The 17,034-nt window shown below is 56.7% G+C and carries 19 protein-coding genes; 7 read left to right on the forward strand and 12 right to left on the reverse strand.

The window, feature by feature from the left end; translation table 11 throughout:
* Positions 1 to 97: 97 nt before the first annotated feature.
* From HX823_RS27470 to HX823_RS27495, 6 genes are all read right to left on the reverse strand, one after another.
* Positions 98 to 724 carry a response regulator transcription factor gene (locus HX823_RS27470; RefSeq protein ID WP_177077691.1) on the reverse strand — a complete coding sequence of 209 codons (627 nt, stop codon included), beginning with the start codon at positions 722 to 724 and terminating at the stop codon, positions 98 to 100.
* Positions 725 to 858: 134 nt separating this feature from the next.
* The gene (locus HX823_RS27475) at positions 859 to 1,356 is read right to left on the reverse strand and encodes a GNAT family N-acetyltransferase (RefSeq protein WP_371317984.1); all 498 of its coding nucleotides are present in this window, start codon (positions 1,354 to 1,356) and stop codon (positions 859 to 861) included.
* Positions 1,353 to 1,892 carry a hypothetical protein gene (locus HX823_RS27480; RefSeq protein WP_371317985.1) on the reverse strand — a complete coding sequence of 180 codons (540 nt, stop codon included), beginning with the start codon at positions 1,890 to 1,892 and terminating at the stop codon, positions 1,353 to 1,355. The genes HX823_RS27475 and HX823_RS27480 overlap by 4 nt, the downstream gene beginning before the upstream one ends.
* A gap of 35 nt (positions 1,893 to 1,927) precedes the next feature.
* On the reverse strand, positions 1,928 to 2,872 hold the full coding sequence (locus tag HX823_RS27485; protein ID WP_177077694.1) for an alpha/beta hydrolase fold domain-containing protein: 945 nt from the start codon (positions 2,870 to 2,872) through the stop codon (positions 1,928 to 1,930).
* The gene (locus tag HX823_RS27490; protein WP_016976492.1) at positions 2,872 to 3,312 is read right to left on the reverse strand and encodes a TspO/MBR family protein; all 441 of its coding nucleotides are present in this window, start codon (positions 3,310 to 3,312) and stop codon (positions 2,872 to 2,874) included. The genes HX823_RS27485 and HX823_RS27490 overlap by 1 nt, the downstream gene beginning before the upstream one ends.
* Before the next feature lie 65 nt (positions 3,313 to 3,377).
* A complete protein-coding gene (locus HX823_RS27495; protein WP_177077695.1) occupies positions 3,378 to 3,938 on the reverse strand; it encodes a nucleotidyltransferase family protein in 561 nt (186 codons plus the stop codon).
* Positions 3,939 to 4,116: 178 nt separating this feature from the next.
* On the opposite strand from HX823_RS27495, the gene HX823_RS27500 reads away from it, so the two are divergent.
* Positions 4,117 to 4,581, forward strand: coding sequence for a putative adhesin (locus tag HX823_RS27500; RefSeq protein ID WP_177077697.1), 465 nt, complete (start codon positions 4,117 to 4,119; stop codon positions 4,579 to 4,581).
* Here HX823_RS27500 and HX823_RS27505 read toward each other — a convergent pair.
* A complete protein-coding gene (locus tag HX823_RS27505; protein WP_038843387.1) occupies positions 4,578 to 4,811 on the reverse strand; it encodes a hypothetical protein in 234 nt (77 codons plus the stop codon). The genes HX823_RS27500 and HX823_RS27505 overlap by 4 nt on opposite strands.
* A 277-nt stretch (positions 4,812 to 5,088) precedes the next feature.
* Here HX823_RS27505 and HX823_RS27510 point away from each other — a divergent pair, with 277 nt between their 5' ends.
* The 4 genes from HX823_RS27510 to HX823_RS27525 all read left to right on the forward strand — a co-directional run bounded on the left by HX823_RS27510 (position 5,089) and on the right by HX823_RS27525 (position 9,052).
* Positions 5,089 to 6,072: a DUF1852 domain-containing protein gene (locus tag HX823_RS27510; RefSeq protein WP_177077699.1), complete on the forward strand. Its 984-nt coding sequence runs from the start codon at positions 5,089 to 5,091 to the stop codon at positions 6,070 to 6,072.
* A 28-nt stretch (positions 6,073 to 6,100) separates the two neighbouring features.
* The gene (locus HX823_RS27515) at positions 6,101 to 7,129 is read left to right on the forward strand and encodes a methionine synthase (protein WP_177077701.1); all 1,029 of its coding nucleotides are present in this window, start codon (positions 6,101 to 6,103) and stop codon (positions 7,127 to 7,129) included.
* Entirely contained in the window at positions 7,129 to 7,647 is a 519-nt protein-coding gene (locus HX823_RS27520) for a flavin reductase family protein (RefSeq protein WP_177077703.1), read from the forward strand. The genes HX823_RS27515 and HX823_RS27520 overlap by 1 nt, the downstream gene beginning before the upstream one ends.
* 172 nt (positions 7,648 to 7,819) lie before the next feature.
* Positions 7,820 to 9,052, forward strand: a complete 1,233-nt coding sequence (locus tag HX823_RS27525; protein ID WP_177077705.1) for a serine hydrolase — start codon at positions 7,820 to 7,822, stop codon at positions 9,050 to 9,052.
* Positions 9,053 to 9,096: 44 nt separating this feature from the next.
* On the opposite strand, the gene HX823_RS27530 is transcribed toward HX823_RS27525, so the two are convergent.
* Positions 9,097 to 9,981 (reverse strand): LysR family transcriptional regulator, encoded by an 885-nt coding sequence (locus HX823_RS27530; protein ID WP_038843380.1) that lies wholly within the window; start codon positions 9,979 to 9,981, stop codon positions 9,097 to 9,099.
* Between the two features lie 103 nt (positions 9,982 to 10,084).
* Between HX823_RS27530 and HX823_RS27535 the strand changes: the two genes are divergently transcribed.
* Both HX823_RS27535 and HX823_RS27540 read left to right on the forward strand, forming a co-directional pair.
* Positions 10,085 to 11,074 (forward strand): zinc-dependent alcohol dehydrogenase family protein, encoded by a 990-nt coding sequence (locus HX823_RS27535; protein WP_177077707.1) that lies wholly within the window; start codon positions 10,085 to 10,087, stop codon positions 11,072 to 11,074.
* A 341-nt stretch (positions 11,075 to 11,415) separates the two neighbouring features.
* Positions 11,416 to 11,646: a DUF6124 family protein gene (locus HX823_RS27540; RefSeq protein WP_177077709.1), complete on the forward strand. Its 231-nt coding sequence runs from the start codon at positions 11,416 to 11,418 to the stop codon at positions 11,644 to 11,646.
* Between the two features lie 421 nt (positions 11,647 to 12,067).
* Here HX823_RS27540 and HX823_RS27545 read toward each other — a convergent pair whose 3' ends face one another.
* The 4 genes from HX823_RS27545 to HX823_RS27560 form a co-directional block, all read right to left on the reverse strand.
* A complete protein-coding gene (locus HX823_RS27545; RefSeq protein ID WP_177077711.1) occupies positions 12,068 to 13,882 on the reverse strand; it encodes a DUF262 domain-containing protein in 1,815 nt (604 codons plus the stop codon).
* 394 nt (positions 13,883 to 14,276) lie between these two features.
* Positions 14,277 to 14,534, reverse strand: coding sequence for a bacteriocin immunity protein (locus HX823_RS27550; RefSeq protein WP_177077713.1), 258 nt, complete (start codon positions 14,532 to 14,534; stop codon positions 14,277 to 14,279).
* 221 nt (positions 14,535 to 14,755) lie between these two features.
* A complete protein-coding gene (locus HX823_RS27555) occupies positions 14,756 to 15,016 on the reverse strand; it encodes a bacteriocin immunity protein (protein ID WP_177077715.1) in 261 nt (86 codons plus the stop codon).
* Between the two features lies 1 nt (position 15,017).
* Entirely contained in the window at positions 15,018 to 16,736 is a 1,719-nt protein-coding gene (locus HX823_RS27560; protein ID WP_256350281.1) for an S-type pyocin domain-containing protein, read from the reverse strand.
* Positions 16,737 to 17,034 lie beyond the last annotated feature (298 nt).

The raw sequence follows: 17,034 nt of genomic DNA on the forward strand, positions 1-17,034 counted from the left end.
GCCCACAAGCCGGATGAGCCACGATTATCAGCACTGGACATCACCTAACCCGTAGCTTCCTTCCCACCAATCTGTAGGAAATTTCCCACGTGCAACCTCACACCAAATCGTTACGCCGGGCGAATTCCGCCAGGTACACCACCGACTTGACGTTGAGTTTTTCGATCAGGCGGGTCTTGTAGGTGCTGACGGTCTTGTTGCTGATCCGCAGCGCCTCACCGATCTGCTTGTTGCTCAGGCCCAGGGACAACTGCCGCAAGATGCTCAGCTCGCGCTCGGACAACCGCGCGATCAGCTCGTCGTCCGTGCTTTGCACATCCCTGGGCCGCACGGCATGGGTGGCCAGGTCGGGGAAAAAGGTATAGCCATCCATCAGCGTCTTGACGCCTTTGACCAGCTCATCCAACGCATTGCACTTGGACAAAAAACCCGCCGCACCGGCCTTGCGGCAACGGGTGACGTAGCACTGCGCCGATTGCGCGGTCAGCACCAACACCTTGCACGGCGGGGCCAAGTGGGCCAGTTGGGCAATCACGTCCAGCCCATCCAGGTCGGGCAGTATGATTTCCAGGATCACGAGGTCGGGCGCCCGCTCACTCGCCCACTGCAGCCCCTGTGCACCGTTGCCGGCTTCCCACACGACGCCAAAGCCCAGCCCGACCAGCAACGCTTTGACCGACGCCCGGATAAACGGGTGGTCATCCACCACTAACGCGCGATACATACCGTCTCCTTTCCCTTGTGATTGCCATCCGTTGCGGCTGAAGAACGCCGAAGGGCATGGATGATCAAGGGAAGGAGCAGCGGGATAGTTAGGCTTCATCCTTCTAATTCGTAGGATTTTTCCCTGCTAGAACCTCAAGACGTCGGCGCGAAGCGGTTTTCCATGTGGGTGGTCTGCCAGATAGGGTCGGCTTCGATGTCGATGACGCTGAAGCCTTGGCGCACCCAGAAATCAATGGCGCCCGGCAGGAAGGGATGGGTGTGCAGGTAGAGTGCCTCGACCCCGTTCTGCCTGGCCAACACCGTCAACGCTCGATACAGCTGACCGGCCAATCCGCCACGCCGAAACGCCGGAAGCACGAACAGGCGTACCACCTCTACCGTCTTGATCGCATGAAAATCCAACTGAGGAAATCGCTGGTCGTAGGGCAGATAGCCAATCGCGGCAACGATCTCGCCAGCGTGTCGGGCGATCAGGAATTGACCATCGCCCTGCAGGTAGGTGGATTCAAAATGCGCCAGGTCGTCAGGCAGGCCCGATGCGCTGAGCTTGGGAAACAGCTCGGCGCGGGCCTGTAATGTGAAGGCCAGCACCTCGGGGATGTCGTCGCGGGTGACGGCCTGGATGATCACTGGCGCAACTCACACACCGCGCTGCCCTTCATCCCCGACGCATGCACGCTCACATGACGCACGCGGAAACCCGGCTTCTGGACGAGCTGCTTCTGTTCCCACGTACCCCCATTTTCGATCTGGTAGCCGATAGCGCCATCCTCCTGCCAGGTCAGGCGCAGGCTGTACACGCCGTTCTGGTCGAGGGTTTGATGAATCGCCGTATCAATAACCGGCTTGGCCTTGTTGAACGTGCGCAGGTTGAAAATGCGCTGGTCCGTACCGGCCGGCGAATAACTGGAGAGAAACAACGTATCGTCTTCGGCCGCATCCTCGGCGGCCGCAAGGATGACCGACGGCACCCACTTCTCGCCAAGGTCTTGGGTGTCGGTGGTCACCTTGCAAGTCAACTGGCCTTTGCCGGTGACGTCCTGGCGCCAGGCGGTCTCGAAGTAGCCGTAGGGCACGTCGAAACGCAGGGTTTTCTCGATGGCTTGCTCGCAACCGGCCAGCAGGAAGAGCGTCGAGAGACCGATGAATCCTTGAAGAACCTTCACGTGCTTTCCTTGGCTTGAATGGGGGGAGCGAAAGGTTACCCGGACGAAGGAAGTTTGAGTACTCCCCCACCGACGCGTTGACTGATCCAACGACGGCTGTAGGCAAGCACGCCCGCCCCCATCGCCACCGGAAAATGAATAAACCCATGCGCCGCCTCCGACAGCAGATGCGCTTCAGCCCCCGGCCATCGTTCAGCGATCAACAGCGTGTCATCCTTCAGCGGATCAAGCTCACCCACGAACATCAACGCCGGAGGCAGGCCGTCGAAGTCGCCATACAAGGGGGACAAGGGCGGCTGGCGTCGCGCGTCATCACTCAGCCCCGGCGTGAGCAGGCGCAGCGCCTCGACCATGCCCGGCCCGTCCAGCAACAGGGTGTCGGGCCCCGCCGCGCGCACGCTGGGTGTGCCGGCCAAGTCGTAGACGCCGTAATACAACACCGCCCCGCTCACCCGCTGGAGCAGCGCTGGCCATTGCTTCAACGCCAGCAAGGTCGCCGCAGCCAGGTGCCCGCCGGCCGACTCGCCGACGACAATCACCGGCAGGCCGGCAAATTCCTCCGTGGTGAGCAGCCACCGCGCCGCCGCCAGGCAGTCGTCCATCAGCCCTTCGACCGGCGTGTCGACTGCCAGCCGATAATCCACCGACACCACCGCCACGTCGCAGGCGTTGACCAGGCCCAGGTTGAGGTCGTCATCCATCTGCGCATTGCCGATCACCCAGCCGCCACCGTGGATATCCAGCACCACGCCCTTGGGCTGGCCGCTGGGGCGCAGGATGCGCACGGGGACTGTGTCGACGTAGTGGGTGTCAGCCAGAGGGGCTTTCTTGATCGTTTGACTGACCCGCAACAGCGCCTGGATCAAACGCGGCGTGACGCGATTGCGGATCTTGAAGCGCGGCAACCAGGCGAGCTTTTGGTTGAAGCGCCGCATTTCGGCCAGTTCGGGCTCACTGGCGGGCCAGGCTATAACGGCCATCAGCGGTTATTACGCAGGATCGAGAAATTCAGCGCCGCCGCCACACACAGCCACGCCAGGTACGGGAACAGGATCAAGCCGGTGATCAGGTCCAACTGCACCGCCAACACCACCATCGTCGCGACGGTCAGCCACAACACGGCCAGAATCACCATGCCGGCGAGGATGCGATGGGCGCCGAAGAAGACCGGCGTCCACAAGGTGTTCAACGCAATCTGCGCCGCCCACAGCGCCAACACCGTTTGGCTGCCCGGAATCAGGCTGAGGCGGTAACCGGCCCAGGCCAGCAGCAGGTAAATGATCGTCCACGCCACCGGAAACAGCCAATTGGGCGGCGTGAAGCCGGGTTTGACCAGGGACTCGTACCAGGCACCGGGTTTGAAAAGGATGCCGGTACTGGCAGCGGCGGCGCAGGCGAGCAGGAAGATGAAGAAGGTCATAGTCGGTCCTTGGCTGGGCATTTCAAGCTTGGACGTGCAGGACGCGGGTAAAAGTTCAGTGCAATTCAGGGCGCCACTATTTGCAGCCAAGGCCAGCGCGCCTGATAACTGCGGGCTTTCTGCTTGAACAACTCAGGTTCAGGATGCAGTGGATTGATGCGCAGCACGCCCTGCGCCACGTCCTCCAACCCATACGGCGCATACAGCTCGCCCGTGGCAATCTCCAACCCGATGCAGGTGCCCGCGACCAAGTAACGATCAATCCCCTGTTTGGCCATGTGCAATTGCGGATAAGGCCGACCAAACCGCTCGCCGTACCAGAGATGAACCCGCGCCTGGTTCTTCACCTCGACGTTGACGCCCAGGTCCTGGAACAACCGCTCAGCCGCACGGATCACCGCGTCCTCGGCCTCGTAGGACAGGTCGGTATCGAAGTAGAAAACGTCGTAGTCCTTTACACCCTGGGCCGCAGGCAGGTTCGACTGATGATTCCACACCGCCTGGAACAGGCAGCCCGCCGTGAGAAAGCACTGGTCCACCCCGAGGTCCGTCAGGCGCGTGGTGATTTCGGCGTTGATGGGGTTGGCCATGGCCAGGTTGAGCAGGGTTTCGACGGTCAATGTCATGGGCATTCCTTTCTATCGGGCCAGCGTCAGGCACCCACTGTAGCGCACCCTCATGACAAGATTTCTGGGTTATTTTTGCCCGCGACTGGAATATTCCGCCCACCTCACACGTTTTGAATTCAACTCGCCCCTCCTGCGAAGGGGCGCTCGGCACACCTCAAACGAGCGGGGAATCAGCATGGCGATTGTATTGTCGGGGCATGGGTTGGCCTGTGGGGAGGGGTTTCCCCCTTTTGCGCTGCCAAAGGGCTTCACGCTGTACTTCTGGACGGCCGACGGCATTCCCATCCGGGACAACGTAGCAGGCCGGATCGAAGCCGACCCCGCTTCGATGAATCGGCTACAAGCCCCTAACGTGGTGTCCCGGGGCGGGCTGGTGAAGGATTACTGGCTGCTGGACTCCACCAACCCGCCGCTGACGATCAACCCCACGCCGGCGCCCCATACGCAGTTGATCGCCGGGGCCGGTGACGCCTGGCGGTTGAGCGAGATCATGGCGTCCTATGAAGCCAAAGGCTGGGGCGATATCAATAATCCGACACCGGTGCATTGGTGCGCCTGCCGCAGCAACTTGCCGGCTCCGGCCTGGCAACAGTCGCTCAGGCCGTTCAATCCGGACCCAAAGAAACCCGCCTGGCGTTAGCCTTTCAGTTCAGTTGCCCGGTGACTCGCCGCGTCGTCGTAGGCCACATACAGCGACTCTGCGATCTGGCTCTTGATCGCCTTGGTGGATTCCAGCCCGAGTACAAACCCTTCGGCCTTGCCGCCGGCGCGGTTGAGTTCATCGTGGGTGGCAGCGCCGGTGATGGCATCGAGAAGCTTGGTGGCGTGAGGGCCTACGCCTTTAGGGAGGGAAATCTGGTCAATGGACATGGGCGATACCTTGCAAGAGAGAGGTCGGTAGCGCGTGGAACCACTGCCGGGGAGGCATGGTAGACCGGTTTGCGTAGAAAGGGGCTGGTTTTGGCGGCGGCCGCGCAACGGCGGCACCCCATCATGAGGAGCGCTAAAGTTGCAGTGAAATCAATTCAGTTTTTCTCATGTTGCTCCCCGCCTAAGATGCACCCTACTTAAAGACAAGTTATAGACCGCTGAACAAGCCCCTGAACACGTTCAGGGGCTATCGCGGCAATCAGGGTGTGGCATCACAATGAACAAAGAGTTTGCATTTACGGTCAAGAGCATTCGTTTCGACGAGAACTACCATCCCGCCGAAAATACGCGCATCACCACCAACTTTGCCAACCTGGCGAGAGGCGCGAGCCGTCAAGAAAACTTGCGCAACACGTTAAGGATGATCGACAACCGCTTCAATGCCTTGGCCCATTGGGACAACCCCAAAGGCGATCGCTACACGGTCGAGCTTGAAATCATTTCCGTGGAAATGGACATGGATGCCCAGAGCAGCGGCCATGCTATTCCTTTGATTGAAATATTGAAAACCAATATTGTCGATCGCAAAACCAACGAGCGCCTGGCTGGCATTGTCGGCAATAACTTTTCCTCTTACGTACGCGACTATGACTTCAGCGTGCGCTTGCTGGAGCACAACAAAGACCAAGCCCAGTTCAGCACGCCCGCTGACTTTGGCGAGTTGCACGGCAAGTTATTCAAGAGCTTCGTCAACTCCAGCACGTACAAAGAGCATTTCAACAAACCGCCCGTGATCTGCCTGAGCGTGTCGAGCGCCAAGACCTATCACCGCACCGAAAACCTGCACCCCGTGCTGGGCGTTGAATACCAGCAAGATGAATATTCCCTGACGGATGAATACTTCAACAAGATGGGGCTGAAGGTGCGCTATTTCATGCCAGCCAACAGCGTTGCGCCCCTGGCTTTTTATTTTTCCGGGGATTTGCTCAGCGACTACAGCACCCTTGAGCTGATCAGCACCATCAGCACCATGGACACCTTCCAGAAGATCTACCGCCCAGAGATCTACAACGCGAACTCGGCAGCCGGTAAATCCTATCAACCCAGCCTGCAACACCAGGACTACTCACTGACGCGGATTGTGTATGACCGCGAAGAGCGCGGCCGACTGGCCATCGAGCAGGGCAAGTTCGTTGAAGAAAACTTCATCAAGCCCTACCAGTCGGTACTGGAGCAGTGGTCTGCCCACTGCGCGCGCTGATTCCCTTAAAAGACAAGGTCACCCTTTAATGAAAAAGTTATTGCCTACTTCAACCGCCGGCAGCTTGCCTAAACCGTCCTGGCTGGCACAACCCGAGACACTCTGGTCGCCCTGGAAACTGCAAGAAGAAGCCTTGATCGAGGGCAAGCAAGACGCGTTGCGCTTGTCGCTGCAAGAACAACAGAACGCCGGCATTGATATCGTCAGTGACGGTGAACAAACGCGCCAACACTTCGTCACCACCTTTATCGAACACCTTAGCGGTGTGGATTTCGAGAAGCGTGAGACCGTCAGAATCCGTGACCGTTATGACGCGAGCGTGCCGACCGTGGTGGGGGCTGTCACGCGTCAAAAACCGGTGTTTGTCGAGGACGCCAAGTTCCTGCGCCAGCAAACCAACCAACCGATCAAGTGGGCGCTGCCAGGCCCCATGACGATGATCGACACGCTGTATGACAACCACTACAAAAGTCGCGAAAAACTGGCCTGGGAATTCGCCAAGATCCTCAATGAAGAAGCCCGGGAATTGGAAGCGGCGGGCGTGGATATCATCCAGTTTGACGAGCCAGCCTTTAACGTCTTCTTTGACGAGGTGAACGACTGGGGCGTGGCCACCCTGGAAAGAGCCATCGAAGGCCTTAAATGTGAAACAGCGGTGCACATCTGCTACGGCTACGGCATCAAGGCCAATACCGATTGGAAAAAGACCCTGGGCTCCGAGTGGCGCCAATATGAAGAGGCATTTCCCAAGTTGCAGCAATCGAGCATCGATATCGTCTCGCTGGAATGCCACAACTCCCATGTGCCCATGGAACTCATCGAACTGATTCGCGGTAAAAAAGTGATGGTCGGTGCCATTGACGTGGCCAACCACACCATCGAAACGCCCGAAGAAGTCGCCAATACCCTGCGCAAAGCCCTGCAGTTCGTGGACGCCGACAAGCTTTACCCGTGCACCAACTGCGGCATGGCGCCCCTGCCCCGCCACGTTGCGCGAGGCAAGCTGAAGGCGTTGAGTGCCGGCGCTGAAATCATCCGCCGAGAACTGTCGAACTGATGTCCATCCTGTCACGTGCCTGTGCGGCCATTGAGCCTTTGAGCTTTCGCGAAGCGCTCGGGCACTACGCCTCCGGCATCACGGTGATTACATCGCACATTGATGACGAGCCGATTGGCTTCACCTGCCAGTCGTTCTACAGCGTGTCGATGACCCCACCGTTGGTGTCATTCAGCGTCATGGCCAGCTCCGCCAGCTACCCCAAGATCCGCCAGGCTGGTCGGTTTGCCGTCAACATCCTCTCGGGCGAGCAGGTCAAGATCTCCAACCAGTTCGCGCGGCGTGGCACCGACAAATGGCACGACGTTGACTGGCAGGCCTCGCCGCTCGGCAATCCGATCATTGCCGGCAGCCTGCACTGGCTCGATTGCGAGATTCACGCCGAACACACCGCCGGCGATCACCTGATCGTGATCGGTGAAGTGAAAGCGCTGAACCTGCAAGAGACGGCGGCGGCGCAACCCCTGCTGTATTTCAAAGGGCAATATTGCAACCTCGCCGCGCCCGGCGTGGTGTGAGCCGTTACCCGCGCCGCCCTCGCCAAGGGCGGCCGCTGTCCCAATCCCACGCATAAACCGGCCCGATCCCGCGCGCCAAAAAAAATCCCCCACCGCATGCTGGTTCCGGCACGCCAGCCTCGCTGACGCGTCGCCGCCCCTTAAGACCGACCACAATAATAAAGAGGTTCTTATGCCCGTGCTCCCGCGCCTCAAGCGCCGCCCCCTGCCCGTGTTGATGGGCGCCGCCACACTCGCCCTGTCGCTGGCCGCCAGCGCGACCCAGCCTTACCCCCACGCACAGGAGCCGATTGGCGACGTGCAAGCCATCTACGACGGCAAACTCAGCCCGGAACTGGCGATAACCACCTTCCGCAACACCGACCGCCTGTTCCCGGTGCGCACCATCAAGGCGGGTGGGCATCCGTTCCCCCTGCCGCGCAGCGCCAAACCCCTGGCACCCGTGGCGTTCGAGTTCAAAGGCAAGCACTACAGCCTCGACGACTACGTGACGACCAACCGCGTCACCGGCCTGCTGGTGCTCAAGGACGGTAAGATCGTGGATGAGCGCTACGCCCACGGCAACACCGCCGAGACCCGCTGGATGTCGATGTCGGTGGCCAAATCCGTCACCTCCACCCTGGTGGGCGCGGCCCTGCAGGACGGCTCGATCAAAAGCCTGGACGACAAAGTCACCCACTACCTGCCCGCCCTGGCCGGCAGCGCCTACGATCAGGTCACCGTGCGGCAGATATTGGCCATGCGCTCCGGGGTCAAATGGAACGAAAAATACACCGACCCCACCTCCGACGAACGCCACCTGATCCAACTGCGCAGCGAACAAGTCACCGGCTCCCTACTCAAGTTCATGGCCACCCTCACCACCGCCGCGCCACCGGGCACCCGCACCAACTACAGCACCGGCGAAACCCAAGTGCTGGGCCAACTGGTCAGCGCCGCCGTGGGCAAGCCCCTCACCCAATACCTCAGCGAAAAAATCTGGGCACCCTACGGCATGCAGACCGATGCCAAATGGTGGCTCGACGGCGCCAACGGCAACGAAGTCGGCGGCAGTGGCATCAGCGCCACCCTGGAAGACTACGGCCGCTTCGGCCAATTCATACTCAGCGGCGGCAAGGCCGGTGGCAAGCAAGTGTTGCCGGAAGGTTGGTTGAGCTTCGCCAGCGCGGTCACCGGTTCAGATGGCGCCTACGGCGAGTTCGCCTCCATGTGGTGGCCCGGCTGGACCGACGCGTCCAAGGCCGACAAAGCCTTCACCGCCGCCGGCACCTTTGGCCAGTACGTCTACATCAACCCCACCAAGAACGTGGTAATCGTGGTGTGGCAGGCCCAGACCCAGCCCACGGGCGGCAAAGTGATCGACGACATGGTCGCGTTCGACGCAATCGCCAAAGTGCTGCCGTAACGGAACAGGGGGCGAGCCATTCTGACGCTGGCCCGCCCCCTTGATCACCGCCCCAACACCCCTTTTACAAACTCCACAAAACTGCGCACCTTCGGCGTCACCTGCCGACCCGCCGTGTACAGCAAGTTCATCGGCAACACCGGCACACTGTAGCCCGGCAACAACGCCACCAACGTGCCCTTGCGCAGCGCGTCGTTCACCAACTCCTGGGGCAACAACACCACGCCCAGCCCGGCCACTGCCGCCGAGAGCAGCGGGTCGCCCTGATTAATCGTCAAACGGCTTGTAATCGGCACCTCCACCCGCCCCTCCGGCCCGTCGAACTGCAAGTGCGAGCGCCCATCCGAATAGGCAAACGCCAGGCATTCATGTTCCTGCAAATCCCAAGGTGTGGTGAGGGTGGGTCGCCGCGCCAGATAAGCCGGCGCCGCGCACAACACCATCTGATACGGCTTGAGGGGCAAGGCGGTCAGGCCGCTGTCGGCCAGCTCGCCGATGCGAAACACCACGTCGTAGCCGTCTTCCACCAGGTCGATCAGCTCGTTGGACAAGGTCAGGTCCACCGACACCTGCGGGTACTTGACCATATATTCCAGCAAACGTGGCGCCAACGTGCTGACGCCAAAGGTGACCGGCGCATTGATGCGCAAGCGCCCACTGGGCACGCCACGGGTGACGGCGGCCATTTCTTCGGCGGCGTCCATGTCCGCCAGAATCAGCTTGGCGCGTTGATAAAACGTGCGCCCAAAATCGGTCAGGCTCTGCTTGCGCGTGGTGCGGTTGAGCAGCGACACACCCAGGTGCTGCTCCAGCATCTTCACCTGCTTGCCGATCAACTGCGGCGACAGGTTCAACTCATCCGCCACCGCACTGAACGAGCCCAGCTCCACGGCTTTGACGAAAGTGGCCATCAAGGTAAGGCGGTCCATTGGAAACCCATTGTTTCTAGTGTTGCGCCATCCTAGGCCTTTATCCCACGCCTTCCCAAGCCTAAATTGAACGTCTTATCGATCCACACCGAGGTCTACCCCCATGCCACGCATTGTCCGACTCCACGCCTACGGCGACGCCAGCGTCTTGAAACTCGAAGACATCGACGTACCCGCCCCCGCCGCCGATGAAGTGCAAATCGACGTCAAAGCCTTCGGCCTCAACCGCGCCGAAGTCATGTTCCGCAACCACGCTTACTTGCAAGAAGCCGAATTCCCCAGCCGCCTCGGCTACGAAGCCGCCGGCGTAGTCACCGCCGTGGGCGCCAACGTCAGCGGCCTCCAAGTGGGCGACGCCGTCAGCGTCATCCCACCGCTGGACATCGCCCGCTGGGGCACCTACGGCGAAGTCGCCAACGTGCCCGCCCACCTCACCGTCAAACACCCACAAAACCTCAGCTTCGTCCAAGCCGCCGCCTCGTGGATGCAATACGTCACCGCCTGGGGCGCCCTGGTCGAACAAGCCAAACTCACCACAGGCGACTTCGTGCTGGTCACCGCCGCCTCCAGCAGCGTCGGCCTCGCCGCCTTCCAGATCGCCCGCAGCGTCGGCGCCACCGCCATCGCCGTCACCCGCACCCGCGCCAAACAACAAGCCCTGCTCGACGCCGGCGCCCACCACGTCATCGTCAGTGATGAAGAAAACCTGGTGGAACGTGTGATGCAACTGACCGACGGCAAAGGCGCCCGCGTGGTGTTCGACCCCATCGGCGGGCCGGGCTTTGAAGCCCTCACCCAGAGCATGGCCCAGGGTGGGATCTTGCTGGAGTACGGCGCGCTGAGTGCCGAGCCGACGCCGTTTCCGTTGTTTACCGTGTTGGGTAAATGTTTGACGCTTAAAGGGTATTTGTACGCCGAGATCGTCGCTGACCCGGCTGCGTTGGAACGGGCTAAAGCGTTCATCTTGGACGGGCTGGCGTCGGGCGCGTTGGCGCCAGTGATTGCGAAGACGTTTGCGTTGGATGAGGTGCAGGACGCGCATCGGTATTTGGAGGCGAACCAGCAGGTGGGCAAGGTGGTGGTGACGGTGTGAGGGCGGTGTCCTAGGACATTTCCCAAAGCTGGGCAGTGGCTTGCCCGATTGCCTACGCCTGCGTCAGAATCCGCCGGCTTGTGCGCTGGGGTGGTGGAATCTATGGTTGCGCGGTCGCTGAATTTTTCGGTGATCGGGTTTAGTAGCCCACGGTTTAACCTAACAAGTGCATGAGCATCATCCATCAGACGGCCTCCGTCTGTGCTTGATGGTGGCTGTGCGCAGGGCGCCCTCGGGCGCGCCGGTTTTGTTAGGTTCCACCGGTCTACTAACCTGCGTACAGCTGCCGCCTTTTCGTTTAGTAGCGATGGGGTGGCGGCATCTAGGTAAGGAACTTAACGATGGTTAATGATTCGACCACGCTCTTCACCGTCGCTCCCGACGTCAGCAACGAAGCTCTCATTATCAATAGCTACGAAACCTTTAGCTCGGTTAGCACACTGCTGCTCGACCTATCCGAAGATCTGAACGGAAAACACCGTGACATTGCACTCGCGATTCACCAACTCAGCGAACTGGGTGTGCTCATGACGGCAAGACTCCTCGACCACGAAGCGCCCTGCCCTCGTTGAAGAACAGAAATCCCAGTCACTAGCTGACTACTCGCCGAATCTTCGTATGCTGCAGTTTCGATTCGGCGACTTTGCTTCCCATGAAGTCGATGGACTCCGGAGCAGGGCTAAACCTTCGGCTTTAGCTAGGGAGTTCAGGTTCTGCTTTCGGCGAACGTTGTTGATAAATCCGGTGCCCGTACATTTTACGTTTCGTTGATATTGACCCAGCACACTCCTTTCACGATTCCCCAATTACCCTTTTCATTAGGCCTGCGCCAGTAAGCCGAAGGTTGGGCTCTCAAATAAGCCAGTGCTTGTTCATAGTCAGCGATTTTGCGCTCGGCTCCTTTGCGCCCTATGGTAAATCCTCTGGCGCTTTTTAACTTGGGCGAGAAGATGGAGCCATCTTTCGCTTTCGGTACCAAGAGAGACGAGGCCACTACTTTTTTGATTCGATTACCTGGTTTTCTTCCTCTGACGCAATGGTCGTTTCTGCGAGCAATGCTTCATCGAACCCGAGAATCTCGGCATAGCGCTTGCGAAGTAAAACGTCCCTCGCATCTAGGAAATCCCGGAAGCGGTCGATTTTGTACAGCTCCGGTTCTGCCGGAATTGAATGCTGATCAATGAACGCTGGGCTTCGGTCTGCCAGCCAAACCTCAAAAGCTGTATCCGATTTCTCGATGTTGTCGAGGTAAGGCAACAATTGCAGATTGCTTAACCGGTCTTTTCCGTGAACGTAAGCGTCCATCTCCGACTCGGGAATACCTTGGCTGAGCAGCTTCGCCTTGGTGAGGCTGCCCTGAGGAAAGATGTGATCAACATGGTACTGCGCGGTGCCCCAGCGAGTGTCCGGATGAAGCAGGGAGATGGCGAAAAAGCAAGTCCAGTCCTGGTAGGTCAGAGACAGCAGATCGTCCAGGCTACGAGGGTCGGTGAAATCAATTTGGCTCTGCCTGCGTAAACCGATGAGTAACGCTTGCTCCGGAAAGTCATTAGAGGTGGCCATGCTCTCCTGAATAATTTTTCGTGACTGACTGATGGTCCCGTCGGACGACCCGCCGAATGTACTGGCCAGCAATGCCTTGACGAGCCATCGGTGCATGGCGCGGACGGCTCCTACGTGCCTGGATTCGGTCGAATTGAAACGCATGGAGGTTTGGAAGAAATAATAAGCGATCGGCAAGAGAGCGTTGGCGCTTGTCAGTGTCTCGCGGTCAATGCCGAAGTCGTTGGTAAGGCGCACGGTCATTTCGAGGGCAGTTTTGATTCTTTCCCAGTTCTCGCGGATCAAGTCTAGATTTTTCTTGGTGAAATTGGACACCTTGTACGCGTTCGGCAAATCCGACAGCACCAAACAGGCCTTCATGACCCAGTCTTTGTCGAAGTTGTTGTTGCGGGCCAGACCGGTGTTCAGGTAATCCACAAACCCATAAATTTCTTCTCGTGCGTTGAGATCTCCCCAAGTCGTCGTAATGGTCGACAGCAACAGGTCTGACTTGCTGAGCTTGGTACCACCTTCATTGGCACGGACAAAAATGTCCAGAACCCGCTCCAGGGATCGACTGGTTTCGGTAAAAAAGGCGATGGATTCGTCCACCCAAATGGCGTGGTAGAGCTTCTTCAAGTTTCGCTCGATGATCTTGCGATCCACACGACTGACGTCTTTCTCCTCAAGAGTTTCCAGAATTTTTTCCAGATAGGCGTCGAATTGATCCTTGTCCGCAAACTGCATAATGCTGCTGACAGGGAACCAGTGCGCATTTTCTTGATCGGTCGGTGACGAGGTGAAGAATGATAAGCCGAAGGAGACATCAGATTCGGCCTCCTCGTCGCTGGCATCCTTCATCAAGTCGAGGTAGAGATTTTGTCGAACCCAAGAGTCGGGGTTTTGCCAGCGCTTCCCCTTGAGCTTGACCTTGTAACTGCCCCGCAATCCAATCAACAGGGAGGTCAGACGTTGCTGGCCATCCAGTACCAACGTCAGGTGTTGGTCGTTGATCTTGGCCTCTTCGTTATGGAAGTCGCCAAATTTGAAATCTTCGACAAACTTATAAATGTCGAGCTTCTCAGCTTGTGAAGGATCTATGTCCCAGAACAGAAAAGAACTGATGGGGTAGCCTTTGAGCAAGCTGTCGAACAGACGAACAATCTGCTCCGGTGTCCATACGTAGGGACGCTGGATAGCTGGCAGGTAGTAGTCACGATTCAAGCGGCGGATGACGCCCGCGATGGTGCTGGATTTGTAGGCCATATTTCGTCCTTGGAGTACGCGCGACGCAGAGGGGCAAAGGGGAGGGTGAAATCCGGGATCGACGTTAGCTCAGGTACTCGAAGGCCGCAACAGAATGAGTTGTAAGAGTGCACATTCATTTTTTCGCTGGTACCGAACTCAATCACCAATTCTACTTTCGTTACGGCTTACCCGAGGAAACCAATCCAACTATGCGCAAGGTCTTACGCAAGCTCTGTGACTCCAAACCGGTTTCATCCAGTTAGAATAAGAAAATGCTTTGGTGCTACCCGAAAAACAACATCGACTTGTTCGTGCTGTCGCGAGCTTATCTGGTGACCCTACAATCTTCGAAAAAAATAATAAACATCCTCACCGAAGGTAACGGCAAGGGCATCTTTAAAAGCAATCGAGCTTAAGCAGTTTTAAATCCAGGTTTACCATTCGCTGCGCGCCACTCTTTAACTTTTCTCGTTATGACTTCAGGCGTACTTTCCGCATCCGACGGAGCATAATAAATCAAATCAGATCCATCTGGATGTTCAGTTAACACCTCAAATTCCAAAACAGCGTCAACTTGATCTTTTTCGGCGGCGCATTCGGAATCACAAATCCTTTTAACAAATAGCAAAAACTCAGATTCCGTGTACTCTTCTATTTTCTTAACACCCATATTACTTACCCTCTAGATGTAGTGAGCCGCGCTGCTTCGGAGTAAGCACCCAAATATTATCAATATCAAGAAGGGGACAGACTTATTCCTCCTAGAAATAAATATACCTCCCTTTTCGATCGAATTATCCAACGCTCCCCCAGATACGCCTACAACGATCAAAACAATAAACATACCCTCACCAAAGCTAACGGCAAGGGTATCGCTAGAAGCAATAGAGTTTAAGTAGCCTTGAATCCTGGCTTACCGTTAGCGGCTCGCCACTCCTTCACTATTTTTAAAACACCTGCCGGGCTATCTTCTACACCTTCAGAAGGATAAAAAATCAAACCATTACCTTGTGGATGTTCCGTTAGCCTTACGAAGGCTGCGATTAACTTATCATGCTCTGCTTCGGAGGCCACATCTACCGCCCAAATTTTATTAAGAAAATCGAGAAATTCGGTTTCTGTATACTCTTCAAATTTATTTTTGAGTTCCATTTTACTCTCCTTGCTTAAATTTATGCAGAGCGTCATGTTCTTTTGGAGTCACTACACGCAAATTATCTATATCGTAAAGCTCACCATCATTCTTCAAGAAAATCACATGATGTAATTCATATTTCGACTTTTCTCCGACTTGCTCCGATGGAATTGCATAGGGGGCATAGCCATTTTTTCTCATTCGCCCCATATTCACAGAAGAAAACTGTGTGGCTAGTTCAGGGTCATTCGCAACTGCCTTCCAAAGCGCCTCTCGAAACCCTTTGAAATTCTTGAATTCCTTTCCCCGGAGCTGATCGGCAATCTGCGACGGAATGGGAGCCCCCTTACCTTGCGATGCAGCACCCAACCAGTTCCCCGACACAGGCTGACCAACACCGGTTGCAACACCTGCATCCTCTCGCCGATCCCGGAACATCGTATAGATCGGTGGCAGACCTGAATCCGCCGGAAAGACCGTAATAAAATCATCAAAACTCGCTTCTGTAACCTCAGGAAAGGCGTCGATGCGGCCTTCAACTGGAGTCACCGTAGCGCCAGTGTAAACTGTTGGCACAGTCTGTTCATTAGGCGAAGTGGTCGAGTTATTCCCTGGGTTGACGATAGGCGTCCAGGTTAGAGTCCGTGGAGGTACATCCGCTGTCGTAGCGGTATAGACTTTCTGTGCCGCATCATAACGAGCCGCCACCACCCTGACCTTTGACGGAACCGTCACGCCATCAGTCTTGACTACAAAGACTTCTGACTGTCCATCTGCAGCAGTTTTTGAGCTAATGCGGTAAGCCATATCAACGGTGCCGCCTGCGGCAGCGACGCTATTCAGGTCTTGCTCAAAATCTTGAACCAGGTCCGATACTGGGGTACTGAAAGCATAACGCTCCGACAGTTCGCCATTAGCCAGCTTTGACGAGTAAAACAGCGCTGAAACCCCAACCAAAAGGCCTGCTCCAACACCCGCAACTGCCCCGCCCAAAGCGCTAATGGCTGCACGAATAGCCGCTTGTAGAGTGAGTGCCGCGGCTTCAACGACCGTTACGGTTCCGGCTGAAGTCATAAACAGCGAGCCGGCAGCAGATGCAGAGCCCGGTGCACGGAACGTATTGGCGTTCCGAACAGCTTCATTTGCGGCGGTTAGGCGTGCTTGTTCGGCCTGAATAACAGCCAATGCATCTGCTGCTACTTTTAAACGCCTCGCTGTTTCTGCATAGACCTGAGCGAGCCGAAGAGCTTCATAGCCTAATGCCCAATCAATAAGTCGTTGTTTTCGGACGCCTGCATCTTGGTATTTATTATCTGGAAACACATCAGAAACAGAGTAGTAAGGTTTAAGATCCGGGCCGACTTTCAGCGACGCGGCTTTGTCCCCTTGGTTTTTTTCTTCTGCTTTAGAGTCGTAGTATAGTTTGACATGAATCACATGCTCTTTTGTTACGATTGGTTCAGGAGTTGTGACATCCATTGACTCATTAGAACCGCCCTCCTCCTCTACATCTTTTTTGATTTCACTGTCGATTTTCTGCATATTTTCAGTATGTGCGGCATCGATTTCTGTTTGAAATTTTCTTGTGAATGCAGTTATTACATCTCGCTTTTGGAGGTCCATGCGAGTGGCGGGAGGAAAAAAATTTAGTTGCGGATTATCGCTTCTAAGATTGAAGTTAAACGCCCCTATCAACTCCGGGGCAGTCACTTTAGATTCTCCGAGTTCTATTGTCATTACCATTTCCTTTTGGTTAAGTCGCCGGTCCTTTCATCGACAGTATTCCTGTTTGTGAAGGCTTCCAGCCTTCACTGCTTGGTGTATTTCACCCGCTTCAGGTTATTGAGAAGCCTAACGTTGGCGAGCAGAAATACTGTATATTCATCCAGCATATACGTCAACGCATACTTTGCGCGAATGCATTTCACGTCCCCGTAGAATTGATTGGCATGGCAATGTGATCTCGCCTAATGAAATCCATTAAGTTAGAGGAAAGAAACTTCGAGTGGCCCCTAACCCCTACCTCCCCAACAAC

It is taken from the genome of Pseudomonas sp. P7759, assembly GCF_013386445.1.
Classification (GTDB): Bacteria; Pseudomonadota; Gammaproteobacteria; order Pseudomonadales; family Pseudomonadaceae; genus Aquipseudomonas; species Aquipseudomonas azotoformans_A.